20 protein-coding genes are annotated in these 19,828 nt (G+C 65.3%); 9 read left to right on the top strand and 11 right to left on the bottom strand.

Going from position 1 to position 19,828, the window contains the following annotated elements; all coding sequences use genetic code 11:
• The first annotated feature begins 1 nt into the window (after window position 1).
• A complete protein-coding gene (locus tag ACFQU0_RS03655; protein WP_382198761.1) occupies window positions 2-379 on the top strand; it encodes a COG4315 family predicted lipoprotein in 378 nt (125 codons plus the stop codon).
• Between the two features lie 19 nt (window positions 380-398).
• On the opposite strand, the gene ACFQU0_RS03650 is transcribed toward ACFQU0_RS03655, so the two are convergent.
• Window positions 399-896 carry an Lrp/AsnC family transcriptional regulator gene (locus ACFQU0_RS03650; protein WP_382198760.1) on the bottom strand — a complete coding sequence of 166 codons (498 nt, stop codon included), beginning with the start codon at window positions 894-896 and terminating at the stop codon, window positions 399-401.
• Window positions 897-1,001: 105 nt separating this feature from the next.
• On the opposite strand from ACFQU0_RS03650, the gene ACFQU0_RS03645 reads away from it, so the two are divergent.
• The 5 genes from ACFQU0_RS03645 to ACFQU0_RS03625 all read left to right on the top strand — a co-directional run bounded on the left by ACFQU0_RS03645 (window position 1,002) and on the right by ACFQU0_RS03625 (window position 5,180).
• A complete protein-coding gene (locus ACFQU0_RS03645; protein WP_382198759.1) occupies window positions 1,002-1,301 on the top strand; it encodes a 4a-hydroxytetrahydrobiopterin dehydratase in 300 nt (99 codons plus the stop codon).
• 14 nt (window positions 1,302-1,315) lie between these two features.
• Window positions 1,316-2,218 (top strand): phenylalanine 4-monooxygenase, encoded by a 903-nt coding sequence (gene phhA, locus ACFQU0_RS03640; protein WP_382198758.1) that lies wholly within the window; start codon window positions 1,316-1,318, stop codon window positions 2,216-2,218.
• A gap of 1 nt (window position 2,219) precedes the next feature.
• Window positions 2,220-2,918, top strand: a complete 699-nt coding sequence (locus tag ACFQU0_RS03635) for an SDR family NAD(P)-dependent oxidoreductase (protein ID WP_382198757.1) — start codon at window positions 2,220-2,222, stop codon at window positions 2,916-2,918.
• A gap of 126 nt (window positions 2,919-3,044) precedes the next feature.
• The gene (locus tag ACFQU0_RS03630) at window positions 3,045-3,920 is read left to right on the top strand and encodes an NAD(P)-dependent oxidoreductase (RefSeq protein WP_382198756.1); all 876 of its coding nucleotides are present in this window, start codon (window positions 3,045-3,047) and stop codon (window positions 3,918-3,920) included.
• Window positions 3,921-4,079: 159 nt separating this feature from the next.
• Window positions 4,080-5,180, top strand: a complete 1,101-nt coding sequence (locus ACFQU0_RS03625) for a tartrate dehydrogenase (RefSeq protein WP_382198755.1) — start codon at window positions 4,080-4,082, stop codon at window positions 5,178-5,180.
• Here the strand turns inward: ACFQU0_RS03625 and ACFQU0_RS03620 are convergent, their stop codons facing one another.
• The 6 genes from ACFQU0_RS03620 to ACFQU0_RS03595 form a co-directional block, all read right to left on the bottom strand.
• On the bottom strand, window positions 5,181-6,068 hold the full coding sequence (locus ACFQU0_RS03620; protein ID WP_382198754.1) for a LysR family transcriptional regulator: 888 nt from the start codon (window positions 6,066-6,068) through the stop codon (window positions 5,181-5,183). It lies immediately after the preceding gene.
• The gene (locus ACFQU0_RS03615; protein WP_382198753.1) at window positions 6,069-9,080 is read right to left on the bottom strand and encodes a DEAD/DEAH box helicase family protein; all 3,012 of its coding nucleotides are present in this window, start codon (window positions 9,078-9,080) and stop codon (window positions 6,069-6,071) included.
• On the bottom strand, window positions 9,080-9,472 hold the full coding sequence (locus tag ACFQU0_RS03610) for an HI0074 family nucleotidyltransferase substrate-binding subunit (RefSeq protein ID WP_382198752.1): 393 nt from the start codon (window positions 9,470-9,472) through the stop codon (window positions 9,080-9,082). Before ACFQU0_RS03610 ends, ACFQU0_RS03615 begins: the two co-directional genes overlap by 1 nt.
• 10 nt (window positions 9,473-9,482) lie before the next feature.
• Window positions 9,483-11,339 carry a site-specific DNA-methyltransferase gene (locus ACFQU0_RS03605; protein WP_382198751.1) on the bottom strand — a complete coding sequence of 619 codons (1,857 nt, stop codon included), beginning with the start codon at window positions 11,337-11,339 and terminating at the stop codon, window positions 9,483-9,485.
• A 69-nt stretch (window positions 11,340-11,408) separates the two neighbouring features.
• Complete coding sequence (gene xerD / locus ACFQU0_RS03600) at window positions 11,409-12,311, bottom strand: site-specific tyrosine recombinase XerD (protein WP_382198788.1); 903 nt, start codon at window positions 12,309-12,311, stop codon at window positions 11,409-11,411.
• A 16-nt stretch (window positions 12,312-12,327) separates the two neighbouring features.
• Window positions 12,328-13,293 carry a tripartite tricarboxylate transporter substrate binding protein BugE gene (locus tag ACFQU0_RS03595; protein ID WP_382198787.1) on the bottom strand — a complete coding sequence of 322 codons (966 nt, stop codon included), beginning with the start codon at window positions 13,291-13,293 and terminating at the stop codon, window positions 12,328-12,330.
• Between the two features lie 174 nt (window positions 13,294-13,467).
• Here ACFQU0_RS03595 and ACFQU0_RS03590 point away from each other — a divergent pair, with 174 nt between their 5' ends.
• Entirely contained in the window at window positions 13,468-14,388 is a 921-nt protein-coding gene (locus ACFQU0_RS03590; protein WP_382198750.1) for an AEC family transporter, read from the top strand.
• On the opposite strand, the gene ACFQU0_RS03585 is transcribed toward ACFQU0_RS03590, so the two are convergent.
• Genes ACFQU0_RS03585 through queG form a run of 4 tightly spaced genes read right to left on the bottom strand, consistent with a single transcriptional unit; the run spans window position 14,371 to window position 17,925 of the window.
• On the bottom strand, window positions 14,371-15,054 hold the full coding sequence (locus ACFQU0_RS03585) for a hypothetical protein (RefSeq protein ID WP_382198749.1): 684 nt from the start codon (window positions 15,052-15,054) through the stop codon (window positions 14,371-14,373). The genes ACFQU0_RS03590 and ACFQU0_RS03585 overlap by 18 nt on opposite strands.
• A complete protein-coding gene (locus ACFQU0_RS03580; RefSeq protein ID WP_382198748.1) occupies window positions 15,051-16,028 on the bottom strand; it encodes an MlaD family protein in 978 nt (325 codons plus the stop codon). Before ACFQU0_RS03580 ends, ACFQU0_RS03585 begins: the two co-directional genes overlap by 4 nt.
• Window positions 16,029-16,033: 5 nt before the next feature.
• Complete coding sequence (locus ACFQU0_RS03575) at window positions 16,034-16,840, bottom strand: MlaE family ABC transporter permease (RefSeq protein ID WP_382198747.1); 807 nt, start codon at window positions 16,838-16,840, stop codon at window positions 16,034-16,036.
• The gene (gene queG / locus ACFQU0_RS03570) at window positions 16,837-17,925 is read right to left on the bottom strand and encodes a tRNA epoxyqueuosine(34) reductase QueG (protein WP_382198746.1); all 1,089 of its coding nucleotides are present in this window, start codon (window positions 17,923-17,925) and stop codon (window positions 16,837-16,839) included. Before queG ends, ACFQU0_RS03575 begins: the two co-directional genes overlap by 4 nt.
• A gap of 3 nt (window positions 17,926-17,928) precedes the next feature.
• Here queG and tsaE point away from each other — a divergent pair, with 3 nt between their 5' ends.
• Together tsaE and ACFQU0_RS03560 are read left to right on the top strand one after the other, a co-directional pair.
• Window positions 17,929-18,462: a tRNA (adenosine(37)-N6)-threonylcarbamoyltransferase complex ATPase subunit type 1 TsaE gene (gene tsaE / locus ACFQU0_RS03565; RefSeq protein WP_382198745.1), complete on the top strand. Its 534-nt coding sequence runs from the start codon at window positions 17,929-17,931 to the stop codon at window positions 18,460-18,462.
• Window positions 18,459-19,817 carry an N-acetylmuramoyl-L-alanine amidase gene (locus ACFQU0_RS03560; RefSeq protein ID WP_382198744.1) on the top strand — a complete coding sequence of 453 codons (1,359 nt, stop codon included), beginning with the start codon at window positions 18,459-18,461 and terminating at the stop codon, window positions 19,815-19,817. Before tsaE ends, ACFQU0_RS03560 begins: the two co-directional genes overlap by 4 nt.
• The last annotated feature ends 11 nt before the right edge of the window (window positions 19,818-19,828 follow it).

Here is a 19,828-nt window from a genome sequence, read left to right as displayed (position 1 = left end):
CATGAAAACGTTGCCCACCTTGCTGACCGGCCTTTCGCTCATGTCTGCCCTGTGGTGCGCCCCCGCTGCGGTGGCGCAGCCGGTGGCCAAAGACGGCGTGTTGACCACACCCGCCGGCGTGAGCCTCTACGTCAACGACAACGACAGAACCACACCCGGCAAAACCGTGTGTTATGGACCCTGCCTGATGTTGTGGACGCCCTACCTGGCAGCGCCCAACGCACAGGCCAGCGGTGACCAGGGCTTCATCACCCGCGAAGACGGCCAGCGGCAATGGACCCACAAATCGATGGCGCTGTACCAGTGGGTGGACGACAAGCAGCCGGGCGACCGCAAAGGCGACGGCGTGCGCTCAGTCTGGCACTTGGCCAAACCCTGACGGTTCGGGGCAATCACGCTCACTCCAGCGGCAAGGCGCTGGTGCATTTGAGTTCGTTCAAACAGATGCTGGAACGCACGCCGTTCACCCCGGGCAGTTGCGCCAGGGTGCCCAAGAGAAAGTTGGACAGGCTTTTGAGGTCGCTGGCCACCACCTTGCACACGTAGTCGAAATCGCCCGTCACCGCATGGCACTCCAGGATCTCGGGCATGCGCTCGATGGTGCGCTGGAACTTGAGCACCTCCTTGAACTGCCCTCGCTCCATGGTGATGTGGACAAAGGCGGTCACACCCAGCCCCAGGCGGTCGGCGTCCAGCCGCGCCTCGTAGCGCTTGACGAAGCCCAAGCGCTCAAGACGGCGATGGCGCCGGTTGCACTGCGCCGGCGAGAGGTGCACAGTGGACGCCAACTCCTGGTTGCTGATGCGGCCGTTGGCCTGCAACGTGGCCAGGATGCGGCGGTCCACACGGTCCAGCGTGTGGTCCTGCAAGGATTCTTCGATTTTTTCTTCTTTCATGAGAGAAACCTCTGTGTGATTGGGCAATCATGGCCCATAACGCAAACAAATTGTCCCTCAATCGGCGCAAACTGCACACCATTGCACCTTCTCTGGAGACACACCGTGAGCCCACTCGCCCCCACCGAAGCCAGCGCCCTGTTGGCCACCCTGCCCGCCTGGCAGGCCGATCTCGCCGCCGGCAAGATCACGCGCGCCTTCCGCTTCGACGACTTCGCCCAGGCCTTTGGCTTCATGGCCGAAATGGCCACCGTCTCCGAACGCATGAACCACCACCCGGAATGGTTCAACGTCTACAACCGTGTGGACGTGACGCTGACCACCCACGACGCCGGTGGCCTGTCGCAGCGCGACATCGACTGGGCGCGCGTGGCCGACCAGGCCTTTGCCCGCCGCGCGGCCTGACCAGGGAGCCCGCCATGCAAGCCGAGGCAAGCACCGAAACACCCACCGAGAAACACGGCCTGGCCGCCGGCGACGCCGGCCGCCCCGCCAGCGCCGACTGGACCATCCCCCAAGGCTGGGAGCGCTACTCGGCCGCCGACCACGCCACCTGGAAGACGCTGTTCGAGCGCCAGAGCCAACTGCTGCCCGGCCGCGCCTGCGACGAGTTCGTGGCTGGCATGCGCGACCTGCCCATGCGCGCCGACGAAATCCCCAACTTCGAGCAACTCAACGAAGTGCTCCAACAACGCACCGGCTGGCAGGTGGTGGCCGTGCCCGGCCTGGTGCCCGACGAGGTGTTTTTTGACCACCTGGCGAACCGGCGTTTTCCCTCGGGCAACTTCATCCGCAAGCCCCACGAACTGGACTACCTGGAAGAGCCCGACGTGTTCCACGACGTGTTCGGCCACGTGCCCATGCTCATGAACCCGGCCATTGCCGATTTCATCCAAGCCTACGGCCAGGGCGGCCTGCGCGCGCAGCAGCTGGGCCACCTCACACAACTCGCGCGGGTCTACTGGTACACCATCGAATTTGGCCTGCTGCAGCAAGGCGACGGCCTGCGCCTGTACGGTGCTGGCATCGCGTCCTCGTTCACCGAGTCGCAGTTCTGCCTCGACAGCCCCAGCCCCAACCGCATCCGCTTCGACCTGGAGCGGGTGATGCGCACGCACTACCGCATCGACGATTTCCAGGAGAGCTACTTCGTGATCCGCGACCTGGACGAGCTGCTGGAGTTCACCCGCATCGACTTCGCGCCGCTGTACGAGCGCACCCAGGCAGCGCAGGCACTGCAGCCCGGCGACGTGCTGCCGAGCGACCAGGTGTTCAGCCGAGGCACCGGCGCCTACCACGCCGCCAAACGAAAGCCTTCTTGATATGACCACACCCACCGTTCTCATCACCGGCGCCGCCGGCCACCTGGGCCGTGCCGTCGCCGCAAACTTCTCAGCGCAAGGCGCACGCCGCGTGCTGCTGGACCGCAACGCCGATGCGCTGCGCCAAGCCTTTGGCGCCGACACCGCCCAACAGCTGTGCCTCAGCGCCAACCTGTTGGACGGCAGCAGCACCCAGCAAGCCGTGCAAACCGCCCTCGCCCAGATGGGCCAGATCGACGTGTTGTGCCACCTGGCCGGCGGCTTTGGCATGGGCGAGCCCGTGCATGCCACCGGCAGCGCCACGCTGGAGCGCATGCTCGACCTCAACGTGCGGGCCTTCCTGCACATCAGCGAAGCGGTGGTGCCCGCCATGCTGGCCGCCGGACGTGGGCGCATCGTCACCGTGGGGGCCTTTGGTGCGCAACGCGGCGGCGCGCACATGGGCGCCTACGCGGCCAGCAAGGCCGCGCTGCAGCGGCTGACCGAATCGATGTCTGCGGAACTCAAAGGCCAGGGCATCAACGTCAACTGCGTGTTGCCCTCCATCATCGACACCGCCGACAACCGCGCCGCCATGCCGGATGCCGACCCCAGCCAATGGGTGGCCCCCGCCGCCCTGGCCGACGTGATCGCCTTCCTGGGCTCTGACGCCGCACGCGCCATCCACGGCGCGTCCATCCCGGTCACCGGCCTGGTTTGACCCCCATCACGCCAGGGCTTGCATTTTTTGCAAGTCCCGGTTCGCGAACTCGCACTGGTCAGACCGCCCCAGGCTCCGTACAGTGTCAAGCTGACACCTGATCAGTTGACAGTCGAACGGAGACACATGAAAGCAGCAGTAGGCATCATTGGCGTGGGCATGATGGGGCATGGCATTGCCCGCAACGTGCTCAAACACGGCTTTGCGCTCACCGCCCTCGAACACCCGGGCAACCAACCCCTCACCGAACTGCTGGCCGGCGGCGCCACCACCCAGACCACCGCCCGCGCCGTGGCCCAGGCCAGCGACGTGGTCATCCTGTGCGTGACCGGGTCGCCCGAAGTGGAGGCCGTGCTCACCGGCGAAGGCGGCGTGCTTGAAGGCCTGCGTCCCGGCGCCATCGTGGTGGACTGCTCCACCGCCATCCCCACCGCCACCGAACGCATGGCCGCCTTGGTGCGCGCACGCGGCGCGCGTTTTGTGGATGCCCCCATGACCCGCTCGGTGCAACACGCCCACCAAGGCAAGCTCAACCTGCTGGTGGGCGGCGATGCGGCCGACACCGAGGCCGTGATGCCGGTGCTGCGTTGTTTTGCCGAAAACATCGTGCTGACCGGCGCCCTCGGCTCTGGCCACCGCATGAAGCTGCTGCACAACTTCGTGTCGCTGGGCTCGGTGGCCCTGCTGGCCGAAGCGGCGGCCTGCGCCCAACGCGGCGGCATCGAGATGCCGGTGCTGGTGGATGTGCTGTCCACCGGTGGCGGCGCCGGCATCGCGCTGGAGCGCCTCAAGCCCTACCTGCTGAACGAAGACCCCAGTGGCCTGCAGTTCTTCATGAGCAACGCGCTCAAGGACCTGGGCTACTACGTCAACATGGCCAGCGACGCAGCCGCCCAACACGCCATCGCCGACGCCGTGGCCGGCACCTACGACAGCGCCGTGCAACAAGGCGGGCCGCGCAAGCTGGTGCCCGAACTGGTCGGCCTGCTGGCAGGACGTTAAACCCACCCCGTTGCATGCCCGCTGCGCGTGGCCGCATCCCCATCAAGGGGCGACACCAGCCGTCCGGCAGAGCCGGCCCGGCGGTGTCTCCCGGTTTTACCCATGCCCGCGCCGTAGGCGTGCCGGGAATCTCACCTCACGATGTTTCAGGAGTCACCCATGTCCACCCATCGCATCGCCGTCATCCCTGGCGACGGCATCGGCCCCGAAGTCATGCCCGAAGGCCTGCGCGTGCTGGAAGCGGCCGGCAAGAAGTTCGGCATCGCCTTCCAGTTTGACCACTTCAACGACTGGTGCACACCGCACTACCTGAAGCACGGCACCATGATGCCGGACCACTGGCAGGCCCAGATCGGTGGCCACGACGCCATCTTCTTCGGCGCCGTCGGCACGCCCGACATCGTGCCCGACCACGAGGCCGTGTGGGGCTCCATCATCAAGATCCGCCGCGAGTTCGACCAGTTCGTCAACCTGCGCCCAGTGCGCCTCATGCGCGGCGTGCCCGCGCCCCTGGCCCACCGCCAGCCCGGCGACATCGACTTCTTGGTGGTGCGCGAGAACACCGAAGGCGAGTACTCGTCGGTGGGCGGGCGCATGTTCGAAGGGAGCGACAACGAGATGGCCATCCAGGAATCCATCTTCACCCGCCGGGGTGTGGACCGCATCCTGCAGTACGCGTTCGAGCTGGCGCGCAGCCGACCGCGCAAGTCGCTCACCGCCGCCACCAAGAGCAACGGCATCTCCATCACCATGCCCTACTGGGACGAGCGCCTGGCCGAGATGGCCAAGCGTTACCCCGACGTGAGCGTGAAGAAGTTCCACATCGACATCCTGTGTGCGCACTTCGTGCAGCACCCCGACTGGTTCGACGTGGTGGTCGCCTCCAACCTGTTCGGCGACATCCTCTCCGACCTGGGCCCGGCCTGCACCGGCACCATCGGCATCGCGCCCTCGGCCAACCTCAACCCCACACGCCGCCACCCTTCGCTGTTCGAGCCGGTGCACGGTTCGGCACCCGACATCGCGGGTCAGGGCATCGCCAACCCCATCGGCCAGATTTGGTCGGCCGCGCTGATGCTGCAGCACCTGGGCCAAGGCAATGCCGCGCACGAAGCCGCTGCTGCACACATCGTGCGCTGCATCGAAGACGTGATTGCGACCGGCCCGCGCACCCGCGACATGGGCGGCACGGCCAACACCGCCGAAGTGGGGCAGGCCATTGCAGCGGCCGTGGCCAGCGCCCCACCCACCCAAGGCTGATCAGGCATCGGCCACGCCGGTCAGAAAGTGCAACAGGCGCCGCGCGGGCGCCTGAATCACGCCGTGTTTCACGCACACGTGCATGGGCCGGTCGGCCCAATCGTCGGTCAGGCGAATGAAGCGCAGCTTCATGGTGTGGCGGAAGGCGGCCACCGCGCCCTCCGGCATCACCGCAATGCCCTGACCGGCCGCCACCAGTCGGCACACGCCCTCAAAGGACTGGACCTGTATGCGCAGGCGCAGGAACTGGCCGGCGGCCTCAGCCGCGTGCTTCATGGCCTGCGTCAGGGCCGCCGAGTTGTCCAGCCCCACAAACTCGTGCGCCAACAGGTGTTCAAACCGCACCGCGCGTGCTTTGATGGCATGACGCTGAGGCACCACCACACACAGGCGGTCGTGGCCGTAGGGCTCAAAGCGCAGATCGGGCACAGGCGCTGACGTCACCAGGCCCAGATCGGCCGCCCCCTCGCGCACCGCGTCCACAATGCGCCCGCTGCGCACCTCCTGCACATCCACCTTGATGTCGGGGTGCAGTCGGGTCCACTGCGCCAGCCGCTCCGGCAGGTCCTGGCTCAGGGCCGAGGTGTTCGCGTACAGCCGCACGCGGCCCACCGTGCCCCGGGCGTAATCGGACAAATCGCCGTGCATCAGGTCCACATCGCGCATCAGCGTTTGTGCATGACGCACCAAGGCCTCACCGGCCGGTGTGGGCAGCACACCGCTGTGGACGCGCTGCAGCAAGGGGGTCTGAAAGTGGTGTTCCAACGCGGCAATGCGCCGGCTGGCCGCCGACAGCGAGAGGTGGCACAGCTCGGCCGCCCGCGACAGGCTGCGCAGTTCAACCGCGCGCTGAAACAGCTGGAGGGACAGGAGATCGGGCGTCGGCATTCAGGCAGCGAAGTACCGGTGCTCCAGCGTTCCTCGCCAGTCACCCTCAAACACAAGGTCACACACCACCTCCGAGCGATCCTGACCTTCCAACGTCAACTCGCCCGCACGCGAGAAGCGCTCGTCTTTGAACGCCCGCGTCAGGCGTTCAAGCAAGGCCTGCTTGTAACTGGTGTCCGCGTTGCCCTCTAACTGCAAGCCCTTGGTTTCCATGACCACCGTGCGCGTTTGCCCGTTCTGGTTGACCACACCAAACACAAAGTCGGGGTATACCTTGTGGCGCTTCCAGCCCTGCAGGCCATATTGCGACTTGGCCACGTTGCGGTGCCACCAGCGCAGTGCCGCTTTTTGGTCCAGGTAGCCAGCAAATGCCACCTCCAGATCGTTCATGTCGGGCGTGTGCAAAGCCGGCTCCAGCAGACTTTTCTCAACGGCCCGCGCATCCGGCCGCTGCAGCACCGGTGGCTGGCTGGCCAACACGAGTTCTGCCTGCCGCGGAAGCTCGAAGTCTGTCGCGTCTGCGCGGAGGGAAAACTGCACCAAGCCTTCGTCAACCAGTCGGTTGAACACTGCCTGAGCCAGGCGGTCGCGCTCCTTCTCGATGTCGATGCGCAAGCGCTCGGACAGCGACGACACGGAACGTGCCAACACAGACTGCGCCAGCCCCTGCTTCGTCAGACGGCCAAACACCTGATCCACCCAATCCCACACCAGCCACGCGTTGGGCGCCAGGTCCAACAACGACCTCACCACGCGTGAGCGGTCCAGCGTTTCGGTCTGCGCGGCATCTTGCGTCTGCTGGGCAAATGCATGGCGCGAGAGGATGGACAGGTCAATCATCAAATGCTGGGCACCGCCCGGCTGCAGATCAGGCGCCCAGGTTGCAGCAAGCGCATCCACATTCAACGCTGTCCAGTCCAGCCGTGCCAGCACGTCGCTTTCGTACACCAGTTCGCGGCGCGCCTCCCCCGCCTCAGCCCAGGTCACCTTGGGCACAAAAATGCGCAGCGCCGACAGCTCGTCCCGGCGCTTCAGGGGAATGCGGCGCTCCGGCTTCTCCATCGCAGCCGCATCGCCATGCACCGCCACGGCCAAATCGCCCATGCCCTCGCCTTCCAGCGATTGTTTGATGGACTTCACCACGTCCGAGGTCTTGGCGTCGAAGCACTGCACATAACAAGCATCCAGCGCTTCACGCCCCGTCTTGGTCACCTGCGGCTGGCGCAGGATGCGCCCCACCAACTGCGTCATGGCCGCCGGGTTGCGGCCGGCCGCCAGCGCACTGAGCACATAGGCAAACGGGCAGTCCCAGCCCTCTTGCAGCGCCTGCTTGGTGATGATGGCACGCACCTCGCATTGCGGCGACATCAGGTCGATGTTCTCGGGTTGCTTCAAGTCGTCTTTTTCCGACGTCTTGATCGCGATCTGGCGTTCGTTCAAACCCAGCTGCAGCAGGTGGGCCTTGGCGTCTTCGGCGTGGATGAAGCCAGCGTCGCGCATGTCCGCCCCGGTGCGCTCGACCTGCACCAGCAAGATCGGCCGGATGTAGCGCGCCGTCTCCGCCTGTAGCATGTCGGCCTCGCGCTGCAAGGCGTCCAGCTGATGCAGCGATGCCGCCAGGCATGCCTGCCAATCGGCCCAGCGCCGCACCTCCACATGGATGGGCAGCTTGATCATCTCCGCCTCATCCAGATCGGTACCGCGCACATCCACCAAGATGTTCGACCCGCGCCCCTTGGCCGACGCCACGCGCGGCGTGGCCGACAGCTCCAGCATGAAGCTGGGGTTGAAGCCATCGAGCGTGGACAACGCGTTTTCCGAGTACGCGTGGTGCCCCTCGTCAATCACCACCATCGGACGCAAGAGCCGCATCACATTGCCCAACGAGCTCTTGACGATCGAGCCCTTTTGCGCCCGCACTTGCTCCGCGCCCTGCCAAGGGCTACCGTAAGCGTCCAGGTTGGGCACCTCGCGCAACAACGCCCAGTGCGCTTCGATGTCGTCTTCTCGCGGCAAGAAGCCCAGCACATTGCCCCGGTCTCGGAAAAAACGCAGCGTCTCCTTGCTCTGCCGCGCAGCGGACTGCAGCATCAACACCATCACACACAGGTGCGACTCCACGTCCAGGCGCGACAGCGGCGAGTTCTTTTCCAGAATCTTCACCCGCCCGGCCCCGGCCACATTCAACATCTGGCGGTAGGGATGATCGCGGTCGCTCAACGTCTTGAGGGTCTGGCGGTAAATCGCTTCATTGGGCACCACCCACAGCACCAGCCCAGTGTGCTGGTTCAGGTAGGCGCTGAACACGCGCGCCACGCTGGCGGCGGCCAGCAACGTCTTGCCGCCCCCTGTGGGCACCTTCAAGCACACATTGGGTATGGCGCGGCAAGCACCATCAAACCGGCTGGAATACGGCTGCTGCCTGAACGCGGGTGGCAACACATGGGCTTTGTCCAACGCGGACCACGCCTTTTTGGGAAAGTCCGCCGCGTCGCGAGTCAGATCTTCCATGCCCTCCATTGCCCGCAACGCTGCTACAGCCTGCACGGCCTGCGCCTGGTGCTTCTTCAGCTGATCCAGATACAGGGCCAGTTGCTGCAGCACCTTGGCTTGAAAATCCTTCATCTGGGTGCCGCCCAGTTCTTCCACTTTGGCCACGTGGCGTGCGGGTTCCCACAGCAGCCGCTTGTGTCGCTCGATTTGTTCGCGGAACTCGTCTTTCATCACATGCTCCAGCCGCACCAGATCGACGCCGTACAACAAGCCGAGTTCGTCGATGCGCGCCCACATGGCGGCTTCTTCGGCAGAAGACATGTCGGGTGCCTCAAACGCCATGTCCACGTCCGATTGCGGTCTGTGCGTACCCGCCGCCCTGGAGCCAAACAACCACACCGCTTCCAGATGGGGTGTGCTCTCGAAGATCCGCAACAAACGGGTGAGCGAACCCGTTGCCACGCCACTGTCCTTGCGGGTCAACGCCTGATCGCGCCGTTGCTGTTGCGACAGCTCCATCAGAGCGCCTCCAGCTTGCCCAGCAAAGCGTCAAATGCAGCCACCGCACGGGCTCGTACAAGCGCCACGATTTCCAAGGCCTTGGCCTTGTCATACTCGTGCGAGGAATCGTTGCGCGCCGCCGTGATTTCAGCCCACAGGTCGGCGTCGTTCACCAACGACGTCTTCAGCGCTGCCTCCATCACGGCCTTCTTGGTGGACTCGTAGGTGACCTCCTCCTGATCCATCAGCCATTGGCGCATGGCCTTGCGGGCTGTTTCAAAACTCAGCTCAAAGCGCTTGATGATCGAGTCGCGCAAGAACTCGTCTTCAGGCTGCTCCAAGGCCAGCTTCAACGCGGCCAATGCGTCACGAAACTGGGCCAGCCTATGGGCAAAACGGTCTTCACTCATGCGACGTCCTTCAGGCTTCGCGGTACAACGCAAACGGCAGCGGCGCGTAGTCCACACCGTGCTCTTGCAACTGGCGGTTGCTCAGGTACTTGGCCGGGGCAAACACCAAGTGGCGCAGCGGCTTGCGCTCGCGTGTGGAATCGTGTTCTTTGCCCCAGCACTGGAACTGCTTGGCCAGGCTGAGCGTGAGCGCCGCCTCCGGGCTCTTCAAGAAATTCAGATCGGGTTGGTAAACCAGCCACACGTGGCAGTCTTTCGCCTCGCCCAAGTACCAAGGCGGCGCCTTTTTGGGGGCAGGCGGCAGCACGCCACCGGTGGCGGTGTAAAACAGCCAAGCCCCCAGTGCATCAAACGCGGGCAGCCGCTCGCCACTCAGCAGCTTGTCCAGGTCCACCGCATCGCCCAGCGTGCAATAGGTGAAGCTGCCGCCCAGGCCCGGCGCCATTTCCGAAATGCGGCGCACGCCCTCCACGCGCAACACGCCGTCATCGATCTTGGTCTCGATCTTGTCAAAGCGCTTGCGGTGGGTGGCCTTGGGGGCGGCCTGTTCCACCAAATCACCCTGGCCGTCACCCTCGTCCACCAGCCCTTCGGCGCGTTTGATCGCATCCACCTTGGCCAGCCATTCGGCCGCCTTCTTGAACTGCGTGAACGTGATTTTTTCTTCGAGCAAGGTCTCGCGCTGCGTGCCTTCCCAGGCATAACCTTTGATGGCGCGGCGCACACGCTCGGCCGTCAGCGTGTCGGCATAGGCCTCGCCTTCCACCAGAATAAAGCGGCGGTTGCCGCCGTCCTTGGCGTTGGCTTTGAGCACCGCGTGGGCGGTGGTTCCGGAGCCGGCGAAGCTGTCGAGGATGAGGGCGTCAGATGAAGCGCAAAGGTCAATCACACGCTCTGCAAAACTCAGTGGCTTCGGAAAATCAAAGGGTCTTTCACCAAAAATCCGATCCAGTTCGTCATAGCCCGACACCCCCTTAAAGTCGGACCAAAAGGTAGTCTCAGGCATACGCGCTGCGGTCTCAGACAAATAGCGTTTTTTCCTTGGTTTGCCGCTAGCAGAGATCGGCCAAGCAATCCGCTTTTCTGACAAAAGCTTTTCAAAACCATCTTTGTCTGTAATCCAGCCAAGATCGGGATCAGGATGAAACACACGCCCGTCCGTTGGATGCTCGATTGGATAGTGCAAATTTGGTCGTCTATCGGCCTTTGCTTTCCCCGTGAGGGGGTCAGTCACATATGCGCCTTTCGGATCGGCATCCGGGTTCGAAAAATCTGATCGGTCAATGGTCCTTCCGCGAACTCGCTTACCCTTAGAAAATAGCAAAACATACTCGTGATCCGTTGAAAGCTTCGTAGCGATTCGGTTGTCAACGTTTCTTGTCCGCCAAACCACGCTGCCTACATACGATTCTTCACCCAGAATTTCAGTGACTGCACAAAAAAGGCGGTGCACCTCGTTTTCGTCAATACAAATTGCAAGGACCCCATGGTCGGCCAGAAGCTCGGAAAGCAACACCAGCCGCGGCCACATCATGCACAGCCATTTGTCGTGGCGCAGCATGTCCTCGCCGTCCACCGGGTTGGTGGTCAACCACTCTTTCATGATGGGCGAGTTCACGCCATCGCTGTAGCACCAGCCTTCGTTGCCGGTGTTGTAGGGGGGGTCGATGAAGATCAGGTCCACCGCGCCCGCGCAACGCGGCAACAGGCTTTTGAGCGCGTGAAGGTTGTCGCCGTGGATGACGAGGTTCCCACTCAGGTCCGGCGCGCCCACCCCTTTATCGGCAAGGGGTTGCAGCGGCCGGTACGGCACCGTGAGGTGGTGGTTGTAAACGTACTCTTTGCCTTTGAAGACGATTTCGGGCATGGGACAGGCAGGGTTCGCTGATGCAGGGATGCATCAGATTATCGGCCCGCCCGGCGCGCTGATAACGCACTAACCACGCGGATGGTGCTGCGCGTGCAGGTCTTTCAGCCGTTCGCGGGCGACGTGGGTGTAGATGGTGGTGGTGGAGATGTCGGCGTGGCCCAGCAGAAGTTGCACCGCACGCAAATCGGCCCCGTGGTTGAGCAGGTGGGTGGCGAATGCGTGGCGCAGGGTGTGCGGCGACAGCGGGCTGCGGATGCCAGCGGCCAGCGCGTGTTTTTTCACCAGGGTCCAGAACATCACCCGTGACATGCCCGCACCACGCGCGGTGACAAACAGGTCCTCGGTCTGTTGCCCGCCCAAAATGGCGCCGCGCGCCTCGAGCAGGTAGCGCTGCATCCACTCACCGGCCAGCAGGCCAAACGGCACCAAGCGCTGCTTGTTGCCCTTGCCGGTCACGCGCAACACGTGCTCGCTCTGGCTGACCTCAAACGTGCGCAGCGACACCAGCTCGCTCACCCGCAGACCACTGGCGTACATCAGCTCCAGCATGGCGCGGTCGCGCAGACCCAGGGGGGTACCTACGTCGGGGGCGTTGAGCAAAGCCTCCACCTGGGCTTCGGTCAAGGTCTTGGGCACACGCAACGGCTGTTTGGCCGCCTGCAGGCGCAAGGTGGGGTCGGCGCTGATGAGCCGCTCACGCAAGGCCCAACGGAAGTAGCGTTTGAAAACGGTGAGACGCCGGTTGGCCGTGGTGGCGCGGGTCTGGCTGTGGCGTGCGGCGAAGTAGCCGTTGATGTCGGCTTCGCCACAATCGGTCAGCCGCTTGCCGTGTGAGGCCAGCCACTGGCCCAGCAGCGCCAGATCGCGGCGGTAGGCGTCCAGCGTGTTGCGCGACAAGCCCTCTTCCAGCCAGAGGGCATCCACAAAAGCGCTGGTGTCCGCCTCCACCGCAGACCGGGCGGCGGCCACCAGCGCCGGATCGGGCTCAGTCAAGTTTGAGCTTTTGCTTTTCGACGACCTGCTTGTACACACCCAGCTCGGCCTTGATCTGCTCGGTGAACTGGGCCGGGGTGTTGGCCACGATCAGCGAGCCGGTGTCTTCGATGCGCTTGCGCACGGCCGGGTCGGCCAGGGCCTTCATGGCGGCGCCTTGCACCTTGTTCACGATGTCGGCCGGCGTGCCCTTGGGCGCCAGCAGGCCGTAATAGGCCATGCGGTTCACCGGCTCCAGGCCCACGTCCTTGAAGGTGGGCACATTGGGCAAGGCACTCAGGCGCTGGGGCGCGGCCACCACGATAGGCACCAGCTTGCCGGTGTTGATGAAGGGCAGCGCGGAGGGCAGGTTGTCGAAAATGATGGGCACCTGACCAGCCACGGTGTCGTTGAGTGCCGGGCCTGCACCACGGTAAGGAATGTGGGTCATGAACACGCCGGCCAGGCTCTTGAACAGCTCGGTCTGCAGGTGGCCAATGCCGCCGGTGCCCGACGAGGCGTAGGAGTATTTGCCCGGGTTCTTCTTCAGCTCGGCGATGAAACCGGCGTAGTCCTTGGCCGGGAAGCTGGGGTGCACCGCAATCACGTTGGGGGTGGCGGCGATGTTGGTGATAGCGATGAAATCGGTCAGCGGGTTGTAGCTGATCTTGGGGTTGATGGCCGGGTTGGCGGCCGTGGTGGACACGGTGGCCATGCCGAGCAGGTAACCATCGGGCTGTGCGCGAGCGAGTTCGGTGGCGCCCACCACACCACCACCACCGGCCTTGTTTTCCACCACCACCGATTGGCCCAGTTCCTTGCCCAGCGGCTCGGACATGACACGCGCGATGATGTCGGTGGTGCCACCGGGCGCAAACGGCACCTGCAGCTTGACGGGGCGGCTGGGGTAGGCCTGGGCGAACGCGGCACCACTGAGGGTGGCCAGGGCGGCAAGGGTCAGCACTTCGCGGCGGAACATCATGAGGAAGTCTCCTGTTGAGAGCACGTAAAAGGGGCGCCACAGCAACAGCTGTGCCGCAAGGTGCTGCGAATATAAATGAAGGTTGAAGGTTCCCGACCGCATGGAATCCCCCAAGGGCAAACCCTAGGGATGGCGCGCGTTTGGAGCGCCATCCCTTGTATCCTCGCGCCGGTGAACTTCGCCCAACTGCTGTTTCCCGATTTTTCGCTCATCCTCATCGGCTACCTGCTGTGCCGCCTGACCGCGCTCAACCGCAAGGTGTGGGAGCAGGTGGACAGCCTGGTGTACTACTTCCTGTTTCCCACCCTGCTGTTTCGCTCCATCGTCACCAGCCCGCTGGATCTGGGCGCCACGTCGGGCCTGATCGGTGCTGGCATGAGCATGGCGGTGGTGGCGATTGCCTTGTCGTATTCGCTGCCCCACTGGCCCTGGCTGGGCAAACACCTGGACGTGCGGCTGCACGCGGCCAGCGCGCAGGTGGGCTTTCGCTTCAACTCCTTCATTGCGCTGGCACTGGTCGAAAAAGTGGTCGGCCCCCAAGGCCTGCAACTGATCGCGGTGCTGATCGGTTTTTGTGTGCCACTTTTCAACACCGGCGCGGTGTGGCCCATGGCACGCCATGCCCAGCGCGGCTTCGCGCGGGAGCTGATGCGCAACCCGCTGATCATTGGCACAACGTGTGGCCTGGCGTCCAATCTGCTGGGCTTGCAGATTCCGCCTTGGCTGGACCCCACGGTCAACCGCATCGGCCAGGCCTCGCTGGCGTTGGGTCTGATGGCGGCCGGCGCCGGCATGCAACTGGGCAGCCTGGCCAGCGCCAAGGGACTGGGGGTGGCGGTGCTCTCGCTCAAACACTTTGTGCTGCCACTGGTGGCGCTGGGCATGTCGCGCGTGTTCGCGCTCGACGCGACACAGACCCTGGTGCTGCTGATGTTCTCGGCGGTGCCCACCGCGTCCAGTTGTTACGTGCTGGCCGCGCGCATGGGCTACAACGGTGCCTACGTGGCCGGCCTGGTCACGCTGTCCACGCTGCTGGGCATGCTGAGCCTGCCGTTTGCGCTGGGGGTGTTGGGTTCACTGGGTGGGGGCTGACGCAGCGTCTGCCGGCACGCGCCGCATCAACACGTCGAGCCGCCGCTGCAGGCGTGCGGCTTCATCACCCTGCCCCGCCGCTTGTGCGCGCGCCAGCGCCACACCCAGCCATGCCATCAAAGGGCGGCGCCAGCCCTGCGCGCTGGCGGTGTCCACCGTCAAACGCACCACGGCATCGGTGGCGCGTTCGGCGCGGAGCAACACCGCTGCGGCCACCAGACGCGACAGCGGGTCGGCGATGGCAGCGACGCGGGCGGCGGCTTGATCGGGCGCTGCACCCACCAGCATGCGGTGCACCTCGGGCAGTTGTGAGGCGTCGGCGGGTGTGACCTGGGCGCGCAAATAGCGGGCGTAGGCCTGCTCTGGCGCGGCCGCATCGGGCGCCACCGCCTGGTAGGCGGGGCAAGCGGTGAAGCTCAGGCTGGCCACCTCGGCCGCACAGTGCACCAACTCCAGGCGCGCCAGCCGCTCGGGTGCGCCGGTGCGGGCCACCTCGGCGCGGGCGCGGTCGAGTTCCAGCGTGGCCACGCGCGTGTTGCCGCTGAGGTAGGCGTCCACCGAACGCGCCAACGACCCTTGCGCGCTCACGGCCCAGTCGGGCGGTGGTGGGGTGCTGCTGCAGGCAGACAAGACCACTGCGATCCAAAGCACGGTGAAACGGGTCATGGCAGCTTGATCTCCGTGTCGCGCGCGAAAGGCCACTTGCGGTTGACCTCGTTGACCAGGGTTTCGACCTTGCGCAGGCTGGCTTCAACCTCGGTGCGCAAGGCCCCCAGATCGACCGTGGCCTCGCGGGTGTTGCTGGCAATGCCCTGCGCCTCCACCAGCACCGCGTCCAACTTCTTGAGGCTTTGCCGCGCTTCACCCAGCGCCGTGTTCATTTGCTGCACCAGCGCTTGCGTGTCGGTGACCAGCCCACCCTCGCCCAGCACACGCCGGTCGGCGTTGACCACCAGGCCTTCGGTGCGCTGCGCCAGGCTGTTGAGGCGGGTCATCAAGGTCTCGGCCTGTGCCAGCGTGGCGGCCAGGCGTTTGCGGTCGGCGTCGTTGCCGGCCAACACCCCCAGGGCACCTTGTGGGCCGTTGAGTTTTTCGGTGAGCGACTGGGTTTGTTGCAGCGTGGTGTTGAGTGCCGACTGCGCGTTGGTCATGCTGGCGAGGTTGTTGAGTAGCTCGCGCGCGGTGGCCACCACCTGCGGGATTTCGGCCGTGGCATCGCCCAGCAGCACACGCCGCTCGGCGCCATCGGGCAGCGGTGGGTCGTCCAGCACGCCGCTGAAAGCGCGCAGGCGAACGCTGCCCACCACGCTGCGCTCCATGGTGAAGATGCTGCTCTGGCGCAGCCAGCGGGCGTCGCGCTCGGGCACGTCAATCACGATGCGGGCGTTGCCTTCGGCGGACAACTCGATGCGGCGCACGCGGCCGATGGGAAAACCCGAGAACGTGAGGTCCATGCCCACGGTCACACCTTCGGAATCGTCGGCCACCAGCACCACGGTCTGGTGGTCCTCAAAGGCACCACGCGCGTACAACAGGTACACGGCAGAGCCGACCACCAGCAACACGAACAGCAGCATCAGCAAGGCGGCTTTGAACTCGATGCGGCTCAGGCCGGCAGGGGAAGCGGAAGGTTCAGCCATGGGGCTCAATAGTAGTTGCCCAACAGGGACAGGGCTTCAAACAACAGCAACAGCATGAACATGCGCACCAGGCCCTGGATTTCGGCGCCACCGGCACCACCCCCGCCGGTCGGCTGTGGGTGGGTGGCAGCGGCCATGGGCACCACCGCCACGGCCAGGCTGAAGAGCAGCGTTTTCACCACAAACACCAGCGTGACGGCGGGGGCGAACACCTGCCCCACGGTGCGGGTGTAGGGATCCCAACCAAACGGCGTGAAACCATAGACCACCAGGTAACTCACCACCAGCGTGAGCACGGCGCTCAGCGCGGTACACAACCAGACCGCGAACACGCCCGCCACCACGCGCGGCAGCACCTCCTGACGCATGGGGTCCACGCCCTGCGCCAGCAGCGCGTCAAAACGGCCACTGGCGCGCATGGCCGCGACCTCCGAGCCGTAAGGTATGGCACAACGCATGGCCACAAACAGCGCTGCCGCCAGCGGCAACAGCTCCAGCACCAACACCCGCACCACCATCTCCAGGGCGTAACGCGAGAGCCCATAACTGGCGGCCGACACCACCACGATGCGGACCAGCACGAGGCTGAAAAAACCAAACATCAGCACGTACCACATGAGCGACGGGCCGGCGGACTGGTACAGGTGACGCGCCATCACCGGGCGCAACGCACGCGGGTAGCTGCCCGGCGTCAATGCCCAGGCCATGATCTGCGCAGCCAGCCGCGCGATGTAAACCCACTGCGCGCTCCAGCGCAACGCGGCGCCGCCCAGGTCGCGCAGCGGCTGAGATGGCGGTGGAACGGTCCTCATGGACACATCGTATCGGAGCCCTGCGCCAGCGCCCACGCCACATGCTCGCGCACCAAAGCGCTGGTGTGTTCGCGGCGCGTTTGCAAGGCAGTGCGCAGGGGCTCGGGTGGCTCGCCTGCAGCCAGCGCGTTGCCCAGGGCCACGGCGATGTTGCGCAACCAGCGTTCATGGCCGATGCGGCGGATGGCGCTGCCTTCGGTGCGCTGCAGAAACGCGGCTTCTTCCCAGGCAAACAAGGCCACCAACGTGTTGCCACCCATGGCCGCGCGCGGTTCAAAGTCGGGCAGCGGCGAGCGCTGCGCGAACTTGTTCCACGGGCACACCAGCTGGCAATCGTCGCAGCCGTAGATGCGGTTGCCGAGCAAACGGCGGAACTCGATCGGGATGGGCCCGGCGTGTTCGATGGTGAGGTAAGAAATGCAACGGCGTGCATCGAGCCGGTAGGGCGCCACGATGGCGCCCGTGGGGCAGGCGGTGATGCAGGCCGAACATTGCCCGCAATGCGCGCTGGTGGGGGCGGTGGTGGACAAGGCCATGTCCACAAACACCTCGCCCAGAAAAAACATGGAGCCGGCCTCGCGCTGCAACACCAGCGTGTGTTTGCCGCGCCAGCCCAGGCCGCTGCGGGTGGCCAGCTCGGCCTCCAGCACCGGGGCGGAATCGGTGAACGCGCGGTGGGCCAAGGGCGCTGCGGCCAGCGCGATGCGCTCGCCCAGCTTTTGCAGGCGCTGTCGGAACACCTTGTGGTAATCGCGGCCTCGGGCGTAGAGCGAAATCACGGCTTCGCCGGGGCGTTGCTGGCGGCTCAGTTCAGCCGCAGCCCAGCCCTCGGGCGTGCTGGCGGGCAGGTAGTCCAGGCGGGCGGTGATCACGCTGACCGTGCCGGGCAACAGCTCGGCGGGGCGGGCGCGTTTGAGCCCATGCTGGGCCATGTAGCCCATCTCGCCATGAAAGCCGGCGGCCAGCCAGGCCAGCAAACCCGGCTCGGCACTCGAAAGATCGACACCCGTCACGCCAATTTGGGAAAATCCGAGTTCCCGGCCCCAAGCCTGTATTTGCGAAACGAATTGAGCAGCATCGACCACCCCATGATTGTAGGCAGCGCCCCCACGCCAGACAGCGTGTGGCGCACGCAGCTGCTGGACGAGACACACACGCAGGCGCTGGCCGACACCATGGCGCGCTCGCCTGTGTTGGCCAATGTGGTGATCGCCTTGCATGGCGACCTGGGGGCGGGCAAAACCACGCTGGTGCGTCACCTGCTGCGCGCGTTGGGCGTGGCGGGGCGCATCAAAAGCCCCACCTACACCGTGGTCGAACCTCACGAAGCGCCCTGGCCTGCCGCCTGGGGCAGCCACACCGGCGCGCCACTGAACATCTGGCACTTCGATTTCTACCGGTTCAGCGACCCGCGCGAGTGGGAAGACGCGGGGTTTCGCGAACTTTTTGCACAGCCTGGTCTCAAGCTGGTGGAATGGCCGGAAAAGGCCCAGGGCATGATGCCGACACCCGATGCCGACCTGAGCCTGCACCCCATGGACGACCACGAACACAGCCGCCGCCTCACCTTCATGGCCCGAACCCCACGTGGCCAACAGTTGCTGGAGGCCGCCCGCTCATGAGACGGCGGCAGTTGATCGGAACCGGTTCGTTGGTGCTGCTGATTGGCGCTCACCAGATCGCACGTGGTGCCTCGGTGGTGGCGGTTCGCATCTGGCCCGCACGCGATTACACGCGCGTGACCATCGAATCGGACGGCGCTTTGACGGCACGCCAGTTTTTTGTCTCCGACCCACCGCGCCTGGCCGTGGACATCGAAGGCATCGATCTGCTGCCCGGCCTGCGCGAACTGCTGGGCCAGGTGCGCTCGGACGACCCCAACATCGCCGGCCTGCGGGTGGCACAGAACGCGCCCAATGTGGTGCGCCTGGTCATCGACCTCAAAAAACCCATCACACCTCAGGTGTTCAGCCTGGAGCCGGTCGCGGCCTACCGGCACCGGCTTGTGCTCGATCTGTACCCGGTCACGCCGCCCGATCCGCTGGACGACTTCATTGCACAGCGCCTCAAAGATCTGGCCCCCGGCATGAGCGCAACACCCGCGCCAGCGCCAGCACCCGACACCGATCCGTTAGGCGACCTGATTGCGCAGAAATCCGCACCGGCGAAGACCGCCACCGCGCCCCCAACGCCAACGCCCGCAGCGCCCGTCAGCCCCGTCCCACGCGAGCCGGTGCGCGCCGCGCCCACCGACCGCCTCATCATCGTCGCGCTCGACCCCGGCCACGGCGGTGAAGACCCAGGCGCGGTCGGCCCCGGTGGCACCTACGAGAAAAACGTGGTGCTTCAGATCGCGCAGCGGCTGCGCACCCGCATCAACGCCACCCAGGTCAACGGCCACCAGATGCGCGCCTTCATGACCCGCGATGCCGACTTCTTCGTGCCACTGCATGTGCGGGTGGACAAAGCGCGCCGGGTGCAGGCCGACCTCTTCGTCAGCATCCACGCCGACGCTTTCTACACCCCCCGGCCCCAGGGCGCCAGCGTCTACGCCTTGAGCGACCGTGGCGCCTCCAGCGCGGCCGCGCGCTGGATGGCCGACAAGGAAAACAAGGCCGATCTGGTGGGCGGCATCAACCTCGGCGGCCAGGACGCCGGTGTGCGCCGGGTGCTGCTTGACATGAGCACCACGGCACAAATCAACGACAGCCTGCGCGTGGGTGCCACCTTGTTGGGCGAGATCGGCCGCGTGGGCAAGCTGCACAAACCCCGCGTGGAACAGGCGGGGTTTGCGGTGCTGCGCGCGCCCGACATCCCCAGTGTGCTGGTGGAAACCGCCTTCATCAGCAATCCCGACGAAGAACAACGCCTGCTCGACCCGGCTTACCAAAACCAGCTGGCCGATGCGCTGCTGCGTGGCATCGTGCGCTACTTCTCCCGCAACCCGCCGCTGGCGCGCACGCGGCAGGTGTCGTGACGGGGCGGAGC

Source organism: Hydrogenophaga defluvii (assembly GCF_042665235.1).
Lineage (GTDB): Bacteria > Pseudomonadota > Gammaproteobacteria > Burkholderiales > Burkholderiaceae_C > Hydrogenophaga > Hydrogenophaga defluvii_A.
The sequence above is the reverse complement of the archived record's forward strand: the minus strand, read 5'-3'. Positions and strand labels throughout refer to the sequence as shown.